The sequence below is a fragment of the Burkholderia sp. KBS0801 genome (genome assembly GCF_005937855.2).
Taxonomy (GTDB): domain Bacteria; phylum Pseudomonadota; class Gammaproteobacteria; order Burkholderiales; family Burkholderiaceae; genus Burkholderia; species Burkholderia ambifaria.
The window spans coordinates 235,720-250,340 of record NZ_CP042179.1 but is presented as its reverse complement, the minus strand read 5'-3'; the positions used below and the strand labels follow the sequence as shown (position 1 = coordinate 250,340).

Here is a 14,621-nt window from a genome sequence, read left to right as displayed (position 1 = left end):
CTCTGCCCGCATTCGACTTCCATCCGACGGCCGGCCGCGCCGCAAGCTGTGGCGCGCGCCGCCGGCACGAGATTCGTCCATGCCCAGGAAAAAAACCAGCCTCTGGCTACGGCCATTCGACCTGTTTTCCGCCGCGACGAGCACGCGACCGAAACGCAAGACAGCCAAACCGGCGGCGTCGGCCAAACGCGCCGCCACTGTACGGACCCCGCGCCGCACCCGCGCGCCGGCGCCGGCCGCCCATCCGTCGCCGCGCCACGCACCGGGCACCTGGCTGCGTTCGTTTCATTCCGCGCGCCCGACCGCCGGCCGCCTCGTCAACCATCTGGCGTACGCGCTGTACCTGCCCGCCGCCCCGGTAACGACCACGAGCATGCCGGTCGTCGTCATGCTGCACGGCTGCAAGCAGACCGCCGAGTCGTTCGCCGCGGGCACGCGCATATGCCGCGTCGCGGAGCGTGCCGGGTTTGCCGTGCTGTTCCCCGAACAGGCGAAGACCGCGCACGCGCATCGCTGCTGGAACTGGCATGGCGATGCGTCGCAATCGGAGCTTCCGTCGGTCGCGTCGCTGATCGACGCGATCGTGCAGGAGCGCGGGTTCGACCGCGACCGGATCTATCTGGCCGGCATGTCGGCCGGCGCCGGGCTGGCCGCGCAACTGGCGATCGCGTATCCCGAGCTGTTCGCGGCCGTCGGCCTGCATTCCGGCCCGGCCATCGCGCCGCCGTTGTCGACGATGGCCGCGATGAGCCTGATGCGCCGCGGCCTGCGCGACGACCCGATACACGTGGTCGACGCATGCGTCGACGTGCGCGCGTATCCGGGCATGCCCGCGCTCGTCATGCATGGCGGGCTCGACACGGTCGTCGCCGAACAGAACGCGCTGCAGCTCGGCGTCGCGTTCGCGCGGATCAATCGGCTCGTCGACGAACACGGTGAACTGCGCGTCGGCGAGCGGCACACCTACGTGCATGACGACGCGGATTACACGGACTATCTGCGCGGCGGCCGGGTGATCGTCCGTGTCTGCATCGTGCGCCGCCTCGCACACGCGTGGAGCGGCGGCGATCCGCGTGAAGCGTTCCACTCCGCGACGGGGCCGGACGCCACCGCGATGTTCTGGAATTTCTTTCGAAGGCGGCGGCACAAGCGGTAGCGGCGACGACGCCCCGTCCCGCGCTCACGCGCGCTGCCCGACTGCCGCCGTCTCGCTCATGCTCTCGCTCTCGCTCTCGCTCGCGCTCGCGCTCGTCTCTGCGCGCCGGATCGGCAGCCGAATGCGGAAGGTGGTACCGCGCCCCGGCTCGCTCGTCACGTCGATTGCGCCGCGGTGGCGCTCGACGATGCCGTGCGACACCGACAAGCCGAGCCCCGTGCCCTGCCCGACCGGCTTCGTCGTGAAGAACGGATCGAAGATCCGCCGCACGATGTCGGGCGTCATGCCGGTGCCGGTGTCGCTGATCGCGATCGACACCTGTTCGTCGTCGCTCGACGTACGGATCGTGATCACGCCGCGCTCGGGAATCGCGTGCGCCGCGTTGACGAGCAGGTTCATGAACACCTGGTTCAATTGCGACGGCAGGCATTCGACGGGCGGCAGGTCACCGTACTCGCGCACGATGTCGGCCTTGTACTTGAGTTCGTTGTGGACGACGTTGAGCGTGCTCTCGAGGCCCGCGTGGATGTCGGCGACGCACCATTCTCCGCTGCCCGGCCGCGAGAAGTCACGCAGGTCCTGCACGATCCGCCGCACCCGCAGCGCGCCGTCGATCGACTCGTCGATCAGCGTCGCGATCTCGTCGCGCACGTAGTCCAGATCGGCGGCGCGCCCCATCGCGGCCAGCGCGTCGCGTTGGGCGGGTTCCAGCTGCGGCAGCGCGGCCTCGTGCGCGGCGATCACGTCGAGCAGGCTGCGCACCCACGTCTTCAGCGTGTTGAGGTTCGCGCTGATGAAGCCGACCGGATTGTTGATCTCGTGTGCGACGCCGGCCGCGAGCTGGCCGATCGATGCGAGTTTTTCCGACTGCAGCAGCTGCACGTGCGTTTCCTCGAGCGCGCGCAGCAGGCGTCGCTGTTCGTCCTTCTCCTGCTCGAGCCGGATCTGCGCCGCCTTGCGCTCGTCGATCTCGGTCGCCATGTTTTCGCGGGTGCGCTGCAGCATCGCCGTCGTCTGCTCGTAGCGTCGCAACGCCGTTTCGAGTTCCGCGGTCCGCACGCGCACCAGCCGCTCGAGCGTATCCGTCATCCCGCGCAGAAAGGTTGTCCGCGCATCGAAACGGGACACCAGCAGCGTGACGATCAGCGTCGCCGTCGTGAACAGCGCGATCGTCGTCGCAAGCCACGGCCCATCGATCCCGTTCGCCGCGCCGCATCGCGCATCCAGCGCGAAATGCGCGGCCGCCATCGCCGTGTAGTGCATGCCCGTGATGGCGATGCCCATGATCAGCGCCGCCCCGATGCGCAGCGCGGTCGCATGGCGCGCCTGTTGCACGCGCAGCGCCTGCGCCATCCAGAGCGCGGCGGTCGACGCGATCACCGCGATGCCGATCGACGCCGCGAACAGCACGGGATCGTAGCGAATGCCCGGCGCCATGCGCATTGCGGCCATCCCCGTGTAATGCATCCCGACGATCCCGGCGCCCATCAGCGCGCCGCCCGCGAGCAGGCGCCGGCGGCTCAACCGTGCACGCGTGACGATGTTCAGCGCGAAATACGACACGAGCACCGCGATGACGAGCGACGCGACGGTATCCGGCAGCGCATAGCCGAGCGGGATCGGCAGCGACAGCGCCAGCATGCCGACGAAATGCATCGACCAGATGCCGGTGCCCATCGCGGCCGCGCCGCCGCCCAGCCATGCGCGCTTGAGCTTCGGGTTGTCGAGCAGCGAAATGAACGCGGCCAGGTCGAGCGCCGTATAGGAGGCCAGCGTCGCGATGACGAGCGACAGCAGGACAAGCAGCGGATCGTAGGTGCCATGCATGATCGAACCCTCGGTCGAGCGGAACGCGTTGCCGCGGCGCACGGACGATCGCGCGCCGCGGGCGTGCAGTATGCGACGTCAGGCCGGCGGCGCCGCGTCGGCCGGCGCCTGTTTCGACGCGCCGGCACCGGTCAGCACGAGAATGTCGAACGATGTCCCTTCGCGCGCCTCGAAGCGACGCACGAGCTCGATCTGGTGCGCCGACATCACGCTGCCCTTCGTCATCAGCAGCACGCCGCGATGCGTGCGCAGATCGTCGGCGAGCTGCATCCCTTCGCGCAGTTGCGCGGACTGAACCTCCGCGACGGACGTCGCGATGCCGAGGCTCGCCGGATGCCGCATCAGTTCGATGAAGCGCGCGACGAGCAGCGGATCGTAACGCACGCCGGCCTGCGAGTGCAGCACGTCAATCGCCTGCTCGACCGAATGCGGCGCACCGATCTCGCCGTTGCGCAGCCCTTCGAAGTCGCGCGCGATCGCGACGATCCGCGAGCCGAGCGGAATCGCGTCGCCCGTCAGGCCGTCCGGTGTGCCGCGCCCGTTGTATCGCTCGTACTGGTGCAGCACGATCGACGCGACCTTGTGCAACTGCGCGACCGGCGTGAGCACCATCTGCGCGCGCAGCGGATGCTGCTGGAACAGGCTGTGTTCGTCCGTCGTCATCTTCACGAGCGGCTTGTGCAGCAGCTCGTCGGGCAGCGACAGCTTGCCGATGCCGTGCAGCAGCCCCGCGAAATAGACGTCCTGCGCGTGCAGGTTGCTCATCCCGGCCGACAGCGCGAGATGCCGCGCGATCTCGCCGACTCGCATCGCATGCCCGCCGGCAGTCCCGCAACGCAGTTCGATCATGCTCGCGCACACCTGGACCATCGCGGTGAAACTGCTTTTCAGGTCGGCTTGCGCCGCTTCGAGGAACAGCACGGTTTGCGCGAGTTCCTCGGTGCGCGCGCGCACCTGTGTTTCGAGTTCCGTATTGAAGCGGCGCAGCGTTTCGTTTTGCGCTTCGGTCAAAGCGGCGAGCCGCGCGGCTTCGGCGCGCAAGCGCCGCTGCTCGAGCGCCTGCTCGATCGTCATCAGCAGGTCGTGGTCGTCCCACGGCTTGTTCAGGTAGCGGTACACGCCGCCTTCGTTGACGGCCTCCACGATCGACGCGATATCGGAATAGCCGGTCAGCAGGATGCGCATCGTGTCCGGGTACAGCGAGCGGGCGCGCGACAGAAACGCCGCGCCGCTCATGTTCGGCATCCGCATGTCGGACACGATCAGGTCGACTTCGGTCGACGCCAGGATCTCGAGCGCCGCTTCGCCGCTGTCGGCAGTCAGGACGCCGTAGCGCGCGGGCCGCAACACGCGCTTGAGCGCGGACAGCACGCTCGGCTCATCGTCGACCAGCAGGATCGACGCAGCGGCGGCGGTGTCGCCGGATGCGGCTTCGGCGATCGTTTCGGGTAGTGCATCGTTCGCTCCGTTCATCGCGGATGTCGTCATAATTGGCCTCGGATCAATTGTCTTCACTACCTCTGTGACATCGGCCTCGGCGGCCGCTTCCACATCGGGGAAAACGCTGATCCGCGCGCGGAGCGAACGTTCGTATCAGGGTGCCTTGATCCCTTCCGCCCGCGTGCCCAGGAACCGCAGGTATTTGTCGTCCTCGTCCTCGAACAGCTCAGGGCCGCCACCCATGTAGGCACGCATCAACTCGTCCGCGGCACGGTCGAGATTGCCGAGCTCGAACTGGCACTGACCGAGCCTCAGATGCAGAAACGGATTGCCGATCGCGTCGGGGAAATGCATCGCATGGCCGAGATTGTCGCGTCCGGCCTCGTAGTCGCCTTGATGGAAATTCGTGTCGCCGACGGCTGCCATCAACCAGGTTCCGGCCTCCCAGTTGGTCCTCGGTTCGGGAAGCAGGGCGAACGCTTGCCAGTATTTTTCCAGCGCGCCTGCGTAGTCCCCGTCTTCCACCAACGCATCGCCCGCCTCGCTCAGCGCGCCTATCCGCTCGTAAAGCGCGTCATCCAGTTCTGCCATGTCGAGCTCCTCTCTCCGGAATTGAATGCACCGTGGCAATCGGGCGGTCTCGATGCCTGGCCGCGCACGTCGATCGCCCGTCTTCTCGCGAATCGCATTGTGCACGTGAAACTTGATGAAGTCAGCCGCCGCCTCGCGCTGATCGGCAAGCAGCAGGTCGATCTGCGTCAAGTGCTCGTGGCACCGCCTGGTCGCGATCGACGGCCTCGCGGTACGCCATCAGGCGGCTCGGCCGAGCGGGAGGCCGAATTACGGTATCGTTGCCGGATGCGCGGTGCGCGGCGCGCGTCGCATCCCGATCCGTTCGCATCTTTCAACCTGTATGGAGCATTCATGATTCTGGAAATGGCATCGCTCGAAATCGACCCGTCGCAGGCCGAGCCCTTCGAGGCGGCGGTTCGCCAGGCACTCCCGCTGTTCGCGCGGGCGCGCGGCTGCGGCGGCGCCGAGCTGCACCGCGTGATCGAGCGTAGCGGCGGCTACCTGCTCGTCGTCAAGTGGGACACCGTGGACGATCACATGGTGCATTTCCGGCAATCGGACGACTTCCAGGCCTGGCGGCAGTTGGCCGGGCCGTTCTTCAAGAGCCCGCCGCAAGTCGTGCATACGGAAGTGGCGGTCAAGTAACCCCGAATACGCTCGATGCGCTGTCGCGCATCGGTGCCATTCTGAGACCCCGAGCGCCCGTGCGACCGGCGCACCGATTCCCCGCGAGGCTTTCATGACCATCGACCCTTCCGTCCTCTCCGCGTTCATGCCGACCGGCAAGCTGCGCGCGTCGATCAATCTCGGCAACCCGATCCTCGCGAATAGCGACGCGGCCACCGGCGAGCCATTTGGCGTGTCGATCGACCTCGCGCGCGCGTTCGCCGAGCGGCTGTCGGCCGAGCTCGAGCTCGTGGTGTTCGACGCCGCCGGCAAGTCCGTGCAGGCGCTGACCGAAGAGCGCGTCGATTTCGGCTTCTTCGCGGTCGATCCGCTGCGCGGCGAAACGGTCGCGTTCACCGCGCCCTACGTGCTGATCGAAGGTTTCTATCTCGTGCGCGACGATTCGCCGATCCGCGGCAATGCGGACGTCGACCAGCCGCACAACCGCGTGACGGTGGGCAAGGGCAGCGCGTACGACTTGTTCCTCACGCGTGAGCTGAAAGCCGCGCAGATCGTGCGCGCGCCGACGTCGCAGGCTGTCGTGCAGACGTTCGTCGAACAGCAGCTCGAAGTCGCGGCGGGCGTGAAGCAGCAACTCGAAGCCGATGCGGCGAAGACGCCCGGCCTGCGCCTGCTCGACGAGCGCTTCATGGTGATCCGTCAGGCGATGGGCGTACCGAAGAGCCGCGGCGAAGCGGCCGCCGCGTTGCTCGGCGCGTTCGTCGAGGAGATGAAGGCGTCGGGCTTCGTCGCGGATGCGTTGAAGCGCCACGGGATCACGGGTGCGTCGGTCGCGCCGCTGGCGTAATCGGGATCAGCGTTTGGCTGACGCAACCACGGCGCCGGGCAGGTTGCTGCGCATGAACCCACGAACCCACCGCATCCCACCCGTCACGACGGCGTGGCATCGCTCGCGCGCAGCGTGATGCCCGTCCACGCGCCGCTTGCGGCCAGTTCGCCGATCAGCTCGACGATCGTTTGCCGCACGGCCAGCGCGGCGGAATTGACGGGGGACGTGTTCGACCAGCACAGGCTCGCGGGCCGGCGAATCTCCGGCTCGACGATCCGGCGCATCTTCGGCCGGCTCGACGGCTCGCGCGACGCCAGCGCGGAAGCAGGCAGGATCGTGCACGCGAGGCCGGCCTGCGCGAGCGATATCATCGTCGGCAACGAATCGATATCCGCGACGATGTTCAGCGGCACCTCTTCGCGCGCGAACGTGCGCTCGAGCAACAGGCGCAGCCCGTTCTGCACGCCCGGCGCGACGAACGGCACGCCGGCGAGCGACGCGAGGGAACAGGTTCGCGCGCGCGACGGCACCGCGCCGCCCGGCTCGCCGAGCAGATACAGCACCTCGTCGAACAGCGGCATCGCGGTAATACCGGTGGTGTTCGATTCGCGGAACAGGATCGCGAGGTCGAGCCGCCCGTTCGCCAGGAGCTCGTTGATGAAGCCGCTCATGGTCTCGATGTACTGCAGCCGGATGCCCGGATAACGCGCCCGGATCCGCTCGAACAGCGGCACCGCGAGGATCGACGTCATCGTGGTCGGAAAACCCACCGCGACCGTGCCCGACTCACTGCCCGCGCCTTCCCGCACTTCCTGACGCAGTTGCTCCATCTGCCGCAGCACGAGCCGCGCATGGCGGTACAGCGCCTGCCCGGCCGCGGTCGGTTTCACGCCCTGCGGGCTGCGCACCAGCAGCGCGACGCCGAGGTCGCCTTCGAGCTTCGCGATCTGCTGGCTCAGCGACGGTTGCGCGACGAAGAGTTTTTCGGCCGCTTTCCCGAGGCTCCCGTATTCCACGATGCTGACGAAGTAGCGGAGCTGACGGATATCCATGGCGGTTCGATCGAAGCGAAAGCCATAGGGTACCCCTATGACGGGTACATTCAAACGGTATTTCCGCCACGCCCGTGCTTCACCTACAGTCACTTCATGCCCAGTCAGAAGCGCCGGCCGCCCGGCGATGGAGGTGACAGTGAATGCTCTCCGGTCGAATGCCAGTGACGATGTCCGGCAAGTCACGACGGACCTCATCAGCGCCGAACGAGCGGTCGCACTCGCGGCCACGCTCGATCACCCGACCGTTCCCGCCGCCGGCGATGCGTTGCCGCCCGCGTGGCACTGGCTGTATTTCTGGTCGATCGCGCCGCAGGCCGAGCTCGGCCCCGACGGCCATCCGCGCAAGGGCGGCTTCCTGCCGGACCTCGGGCTGCCGCGCCGCATGTGGGCCGGCGGCCGGCTGACGTTCGAACGCCCGCTGCCGATCGGCGCGATCGCGACGCGCACGTCGCGCGTGCTGTCGGTCGAGCGCAAGGAAGGCCGCAGCGGCACGCTCGGCTTCGTGACCGTCGAGCACGTGATCGAAGCCGCGGGCGAAGTCGCGATCCGCGAGGAACACGACATCGTCTATCGTGGCGCGGCGGCGCCCGGCACGGCCACGCCCGGCAACGCCGCACCCCCGCCGAAGGCCGCGCCCGAGCATGCGCAATGGCGGCGCGACATCACGCCGGACGAAGTGATGCTGTTCCGCTATTCCGCGCTGACCTTCAACGGCCATCGCATTCATTACGACCGCAGCTACGTGCGCGACGTCGAAGGCTATCCGGATCTCGTCGTGCACGGGCCGCTGATCTCGACGCTGCTGCTCGACCTCGTCACGCGCTCGCTGCCCGGCGCGACGATCAGCGAATACGCGTATCGCGCGGTGCGGCCGACCTTTCTCGGCCACCGCTTCAGCGTGTGCGGCCGCCTCGCCGACGACGGCAAGACCGTCGAGCTCTGGGCGAACGACCACGACGGCTGGCTGACCATGTCCGCGAGCGCGACCCTCGCCTGACCCATTCCGACGCTTCCCCCGCTACGACCCATGAATCCTACCGACGCGTACCAAGACATTCGCGAAGCCGTTCGCGACCTGTGTGGCGAGTTTCCCGCCGACTATTTCCGCGGGATCGACGAAGCGCGCGGCTATCCCGAAGCGTTCGTCGACGCGCTGACGAAAGCCGGCTGGCTCGCCGCGCTGATTCCGCAGGAATACGGCGGCTCCGGCCTCGGGCTGACCGAGGCGTCGGTGATCATGGAGGAAATCAACCGCGCGGGCGGCAACTCCGGCGCGTGCCACGGCCAGATGTACAACATGGGCACGCTGCTGCGCCACGGCTCGGCCGAGCAGAAGCAGCGCTATCTGCCGAAGATCGCGAGCGGCGAACTGCGCCTGCAGTCGATGGGCGTGACCGAGCCGACCACCGGCACCGACACGACGAAGATCAAGACGACCGCCGTGCGCAAGGGCGACCGCTACGTGATCAATGGCCAGAAGGTGTGGATCTCGCGCGTGCAGCACTCCGACCTGATGATCCTGCTCGCGCGCACGACGCCGCTGTCGGACGTGCAGAAGAAGTCGGAGGGGATGTCGATCTTCATCGTCGATCTGCATCACGCGATCGGCAACGGGATGACCGTGCGCCCGATTCCGAACATGGTCAACCACGAGACGAACGAGCTGTTCTTCGACAATCTCGAGATCCCTGCCGAGAACCTGATCGGCGACGAAGGCCAGGGCTTCCGGTACATCCTCGACGGGCTCAATGCCGAGCGCACGCTGATCGCCGCCGAATGCATCGGCGACGGCTACTGGTTCGTCGACAAGGTGTCGCAGTACGTGAAGGATCGCGTCGTGTTCGGCCGCCCGATCGGCCAGAACCAGGGCGTGCAGTTTCCGATCGCCCGCTCGTTCATCAACGTCGAGGCCGCGAGCCTGATGCGCTTCGAGGCCGCGCGCCGGTTCGACGCGCACGAACCGTGCGGCGCGCAGGCGAACATGGCGAAGCTGCTCGCGGCCGATGCGTCGTGGGAAGCCGCGAACGCGTGCCTGCAGTTCCACGGCGGCTTCGGTTTCGCGTGCGAATACGACGTCGAGCGAAAGTTCCGCGAAACGCGCCTGTACCAGGTCGCGCCGATCTCGACGAACCTGATCCTGTCGTATGTCGCGGAGCACATCCTCGGCCTGCCGCGGTCGTTCTGACGGGAGCGACGAACATGCGTCCACTGGAAGGCATCAAGGTCGTCACGTTCGAGCATGCGATCGCCGCGCCGTTCTGCACGCGTCAGCTCGCCGATCTCGGCGCGCGCGTGATCAAGATCGAACGGCCGGGCGTCGGCGATTTCGCGCGAGGCTACGACGAACGCGTGTCGGGACTCGCGTCGCACTTCGTGTGGACCAACCGCTCGAAGGAAAGCATCACGCTCGACGTCAAGCAGCCCGCGGCGCTCGACGTCGTGCACAAGCTGCTCGCGGACGCCGACGTGTTCGTGCAGAACCTCGCACCCGGCGCGACGCAGCGCCTGGGGCTCGACTACGACACGCTGCGCGAGCGCTATCCGCGGCTGATCGTCTGCGACATCTCCGGCTATGGGCTCGACGGGCCGTTTCGCGACAAGAAGGCGTACGACCTGCTGATCCAGAGTGAATCCGGATTCCTGAGCATTACCGGCTCCGACGGCGAGCCGGCCAAGGCCGGCTGCTCGATCGCCGATATCGCGGCGGGCATGTATGCGTATTCGAACATCCTCGCCGCGCTGATCGCGCGCGGCCGCACCGGATGCGGCCGGCACATCGACGTATCGATGCTCGAAAGCATGGTCGAGTGGATGAGCTATCCGCTCTACTACGCGATCGACGGCCAGCCGCCGCCGCGGCAAGCCGGCGCGTCGCACGCGACGATCTTTCCGTACGGTCCGTTCAAGGCCGGCGACGGCCACACCGTGATGCTGGGCCTGCAGAACGAGCGCGAATGGAAGAGCTTCTGCGAGACCGTGCTGCGCATGCCCGAGCTCGCGGCCGACGAGCGCTTCGGGTCGAACAGCCGCCGCGTCGCGAATCGCGACGACCTTGCATCCGTCATCGTCCGCGCGTTCTCGACGCTGACGGCCGCCGACGTGATCGACCGGCTCGAGCAGGCCGGCATCGCGAACGCGCGGATGAACGACATGCATCGCGTGTGGACGCATGAGCAACTCGCCGCCCGGCACCGCTGGACGCGGGTCGACACGCCCGCCGGCGCGATTCCCGCGCTGCTGCCGCCCGGCATCGCACCGAGCGACGAGCCGCGCATGGATCCCGTGCCGGCGCTCGGACAGCATACCGACGCCGTGCTGCGTGAGCTCGGCTATGCCGATGAACAGATTCACACGTTGCATGCATCCGGTGCGGTCTGATCGTGCCTTTCCGCGCTGAGCGAAGCGCGCCCCTCATCACACTATCGAAGCGTCTCCGCGTCTGGTCAGCAGACGCGAGAGCGCCACATCTGGAGACATCATGGCGAATACCGTCAATGCCGCCGGCCGGCTCGACCGGCTGCCCGTTTCAAGGTTCCACTGGAAGATCCTCGGGCTGATCGCCGGCGGCGCGTTCCTCGACGCATTCGACATCTATCTCGCCAACGGCTCGGTCGCGTCGATGGTCAAGGACGGCTTCACCGATCTGCGGCATGGCGCGATGTTCGTGTCGTCGACGTTCGTCGGGATGATGATCGGCGCGTTCGTCGCGGGGTATGTCGGTGACCAGCTCGGGCGGCGGTATTCGTATCAGCTCAATCTCGCGGTGTTCGGGCTCGCGTCGATCGCCGCATGTTTTGCGCCTGACATCGAGTGGTTGATCGTGCTGCGGTTCATCATGGGGATCGGGCTCGGCGCGGAACTGGTCGTTGCAGCCGGGACGCTCGCCGAGTTCGTGCCGCCCCACACGCGCGGGAAGTGGGTGTCGCTGCTGGCGATCATTACCAACAGCGGGTTGTTCGCCGCGCTGGCCGCGGGGTACTGGATCATTCCGCATCTCGGCTGGCGCTATATGTTCGCACTGGCCGGTATCGGTGCGCTGGTCGTGTGGTTCATGCGCAAACGGATGCCGGAATCGCCGCGCTGGCTCGAGTCCGTCGGGCGGCTCGACGAGGCGGAGGCGACGCTGGCCGCGATCGAGCAGGAGGTGAGCCAGCAGGTCGGCGCGCTGCCGCCGGTGCGGCGCACCATTGATCTGCATGTCGGGAAGGTACCGCTCGCGGTGCTGTTTTCGAAGGGGATGCGTGGGCGCATGGCGGTCGCCGCGCTGACCGCGATCGGCGTGAACGTTGGACTCTATGGCTTCATCGCGTGGCTGCCGACGTTTTTCGTCACGCAGGGGTTGTCGGTCGTCAAGTCGCTCGGCTTCGTGTTCCTGATGTCGATCGGGTCGCCGGTCGGCGGGTTGATCGGGTATCTGATCGCGGACCGGATCGGCCGTGCGAGGGGAATCGTGATCGCTTCGATTCTGAGCATCGCGCTCGGCTGGCTGTATGTGTCGCTGCGCGACACCACGGCGATCATTCTGGTGGGGTTCTGTCTCGTCAGTGCGATCTATACGATCACGACGCTCGGGCTGTTTGGGTATATCCCGGAGCTGTTTCCGACCGAGGTTCGGCTGCGTGGCACGGGCGTCGCGGGGATGTGCGGGCGGATGTCGTCGATCGGGACGCCCGCGCTGGCACTCGCGCTTTATCAGGCGTTCGGCGTGTCAGGCGTGATCGCGATGGTCAGCGCGACACTCGGCGTACTGTGTGTCGCGATCGGGTTGCTGCGGGTTGAAACGGGGCGGCAAGCGCTCGAGGAAGTTGCACCGGGGACGAGCGACGCGGATGGCGCGGCCGTCGCGCCGCGGGTGACGCAAGTTTGATCGACGAAGATGTATCGGCGTACCGGCCGACGCGCGTCACCCGACTGCCCACGCGTGACCGGCCGCTGAATGATCGGCTGAAATCCTAATGCCATATCCACGACGCGCGCCATAGTATTAGCAGGAATCGATCGGCGTCGGGATAGCCGCATGCGCGCCGCGCGCACAAGCCGCGACCGCGATCGAGGTGTACAGGTGCGATGGGCCCCACCCATCGGAGTAGTCAGCCGGAGCACGTTGATGAGCAAGCGTGACCGAAACCCAGCGAGCGCTGCGCTACGCAGGAAGGCGTGGATGTTGATCGTTCTGGCGGCATGTTGGCTGCCGTGCGTGGGGCTGTGGGCTGGAACCTCCGACGACGCCACCCGTTTGCGCGCGCTGTACCAGAATCTGAAACCGCAGCTCGATAACAACGCGTTTCATCGGCGGCTGTATCTTGATTCGCAGGAGTCGTTCTCCACGGTCACGGGCGAAGTGTACGCAGAAGTGGACTACCCGTTCGCGACCGTCAGCAACGTCCTTGATTACCAGTCGCAGGGCCTCGCAAACTGGTGCGAGCTGTTGATCCTGCATCCGAACATCAAGTACTGCCGTGCCGCCGGCAACAATAGCGACAACATGCTGACCCTGAATATCAGCAAACGGGAAGCCGCCGCGGAGCTCCCGGCCACGTATCGCCTGTATTTCCGTTACGACGCGGCGGCCCGGGCCCCGGGATACTTCAAGGTCAAACTCCACGCCGACAGCGGGCCGTTGAACACCCGGGATTATCAGATCGTCCTGGAAGCGGTGCAGCTCGGTAGCAACCACACGTTCCTGCATCTGACCTATGCATTCAGCTATGGCCTGGTCGGGCGCCTTGCGATGAAAAGCTTTCTGGCAACATTCGACCGCGGCAAGGTCGGCTTCACCAACGTCGCAAGTCCGTCCGCGGCACAAGTGGAATACGTCGATGGCATACGAGGCCTCGTGGAGCGCAACACCATACGCTACTACCTGGCCATCGATGCCTATCTTGCCGCGCTATCGAGCCCGCCCGACAAGCAGCTCGAGCAACGCCTGAGCACGTGGTTCAATTCCAGCGAGCAATATGCGCGGCAGCTGCACGAAATCGACCGGCAGCAGTACATGCGGATGAAGCTGGACGAATACCGGCGCCAGCAGACGGAGTAGCAGGCGGCGAATCGCGGGCGGACAGCACCGGAATGTTCACGCCGAGCCGCTGTGAAAAGCGGACACATCGCCGTCACGCCCGCGATCCGACGCTCGCACGCATGGTTTACATGTATAAGGCTGGACTAGACCGAACAGGCAGCGTCAGTTCGTCTGACTCGGTTCGGCCAGAACCGGACTGTCGACATCGATGTCCGGATCATTGACAATCGTTACGTAAGTCGTCGGCGCACACGCCGAATTCCGATTTAGCAGAATCCCAGCCAAAGCCATGATCGGAGTGAGTCGAAGAGGATAAAGAGGAGGCTGACGAAAAGCCGTACTTTGAAATTGCCCCAGTGATGGGGTTTCCAGCGGGAGATAGCCTCCATGGTCGCGGAAGAAATTATATCTAGGTTTGAAAATGGTGCGCCAAGTGGATGCGTAAATCTTTTGTTTTTTGACCGTACTGGCGGAGAGACTGAAGGCAGCTATTACATACATGGGAAAAAGAAGGACTTCGAAAATGATACGGAGTTCTTGGTAAAGTCATTGCGCGACCTCGCAGCGGATATTGAATGGGGAGAGCCCCCCCTGATCGATCTTGAAATCCATCCGTGCGAGCGCGCATTGCGGATGCCGCGATATGTAAAACCCGGCGAATTCCTGTGTTTTCCATCTCTTGAAATATTGGGATTTATTCCGCCGGTAAAAATAGAGATGACGTATTTCGTCGAACCAAAATTTATCGGTGTTGAAGAATGCTTCTTATGTGAGACGGATGACGAATATGTACTTTTATATTGGTACACGACAGGCTAACTCGGCGCTCGACACTGACGCTGTGCGTCTGCTTCGGAGCAAGACGACAGGCCCCCTCGCCGGGTTGAGCCAGTCGCAGTCCGCCGTGGCTGCGGCCGGCCGAGTCCGGCCATGAGCGGACGGTCGGGTTAAGGGTGTAGATTGTTGTATCGACGCTCACGCTAACGCGGTGCTGTAAGCATTTACGGCCCGTCGTATCGCTTGAGATAATCTCTCGCTATCGATCGATGGCGACGCTGAGTTGGCCGGCCCCGTTTCGGATGACGTACACGT

General features: G+C 65.7%; 13 protein-coding genes. 9 read left to right on the top strand and 4 right to left on the bottom strand.

From position 1 onward, the window contains the following. The first annotated feature begins 79 nt into the window (after positions 1–79). Positions 80–1,156, top strand: coding sequence for a PHB depolymerase family esterase (locus FFI87_RS30590; RefSeq protein ID WP_138850312.1), 1,077 nt, complete (start codon positions 80–82; stop codon positions 1,154–1,156). Between the two features lie 24 nt (positions 1,157–1,180). On the opposite strand, the gene FFI87_RS30585 is transcribed toward FFI87_RS30590, so the two are convergent. From FFI87_RS30585 to FFI87_RS30575, 3 genes are all read right to left on the bottom strand, one after another. After that, positions 1,181–2,983 (bottom strand): histidine kinase, encoded by a 1,803-nt coding sequence (locus FFI87_RS30585; RefSeq protein WP_138850311.1) that lies wholly within the window; start codon positions 2,981–2,983, stop codon positions 1,181–1,183. Between the two features lie 78 nt (positions 2,984–3,061). After that, positions 3,062–4,471 (bottom strand): HD domain-containing phosphohydrolase, encoded by a 1,410-nt coding sequence (locus FFI87_RS30580; protein WP_138850310.1) that lies wholly within the window; start codon positions 4,469–4,471, stop codon positions 3,062–3,064. 105 nt (positions 4,472–4,576) lie between these two features. Next, entirely contained in the window at positions 4,577–5,014 is a 438-nt protein-coding gene (locus tag FFI87_RS30575) for a tetratricopeptide repeat protein (protein ID WP_138850309.1), read from the bottom strand. 333 nt (positions 5,015–5,347) lie between these two features. Between FFI87_RS30575 and FFI87_RS30570 the strand changes: the two genes are divergently transcribed. Together FFI87_RS30570 and FFI87_RS30565 are read left to right on the top strand one after the other, a co-directional pair. After that, entirely contained in the window at positions 5,348–5,641 is a 294-nt protein-coding gene (locus FFI87_RS30570; protein WP_006753336.1) for an antibiotic biosynthesis monooxygenase family protein, read from the top strand. 94 nt (positions 5,642–5,735) lie between these two features. After that, positions 5,736–6,470 carry an ABC transporter substrate-binding protein gene (locus FFI87_RS30565; protein ID WP_138850308.1) on the top strand — a complete coding sequence of 245 codons (735 nt, stop codon included), beginning with the start codon at positions 5,736–5,738 and terminating at the stop codon, positions 6,468–6,470. A gap of 83 nt (positions 6,471–6,553) precedes the next feature. Here FFI87_RS30565 and FFI87_RS30560 read toward each other — a convergent pair whose 3' ends face one another. Further along, positions 6,554–7,504, bottom strand: coding sequence for a LysR substrate-binding domain-containing protein (locus tag FFI87_RS30560; RefSeq protein ID WP_138850307.1), 951 nt, complete (start codon positions 7,502–7,504; stop codon positions 6,554–6,556). Positions 7,505–7,643: 139 nt separating this feature from the next. Between FFI87_RS30560 and FFI87_RS30555 the strand changes: the two genes are divergently transcribed. The 6 genes from FFI87_RS30555 to FFI87_RS30530 all read left to right on the top strand — a co-directional run bounded on the left by FFI87_RS30555 (position 7,644) and on the right by FFI87_RS30530 (position 14,348). Next, the gene (locus FFI87_RS30555; RefSeq protein WP_138850306.1) at positions 7,644–8,504 is read left to right on the top strand and encodes a MaoC family dehydratase N-terminal domain-containing protein; all 861 of its coding nucleotides are present in this window, start codon (positions 7,644–7,646) and stop codon (positions 8,502–8,504) included. A 30-nt stretch (positions 8,505–8,534) separates the two neighbouring features. Then, positions 8,535–9,692, top strand: a complete 1,158-nt coding sequence (locus FFI87_RS30550) for an acyl-CoA dehydrogenase family protein (protein ID WP_138850305.1) — start codon at positions 8,535–8,537, stop codon at positions 9,690–9,692. A gap of 14 nt (positions 9,693–9,706) precedes the next feature. After that, positions 9,707–10,885 (top strand): CaiB/BaiF CoA transferase family protein, encoded by a 1,179-nt coding sequence (locus tag FFI87_RS30545; RefSeq protein WP_138850304.1) that lies wholly within the window; start codon positions 9,707–9,709, stop codon positions 10,883–10,885. 100 nt (positions 10,886–10,985) lie between these two features. Then, the gene (locus FFI87_RS30540) at positions 10,986–12,374 is read left to right on the top strand and encodes an MFS transporter (RefSeq protein WP_138850303.1); all 1,389 of its coding nucleotides are present in this window, start codon (positions 10,986–10,988) and stop codon (positions 12,372–12,374) included. A gap of 240 nt (positions 12,375–12,614) precedes the next feature. Further along, on the top strand, positions 12,615–13,547 hold the full coding sequence (locus tag FFI87_RS30535) for a hypothetical protein (protein WP_138850302.1): 933 nt from the start codon (positions 12,615–12,617) through the stop codon (positions 13,545–13,547). A gap of 369 nt (positions 13,548–13,916) precedes the next feature. Next, positions 13,917–14,348: a hypothetical protein gene (locus FFI87_RS30530; protein ID WP_138850301.1), complete on the top strand. Its 432-nt coding sequence runs from the start codon at positions 13,917–13,919 to the stop codon at positions 14,346–14,348. The last annotated feature ends 273 nt before the right edge of the window (positions 14,349–14,621 follow it).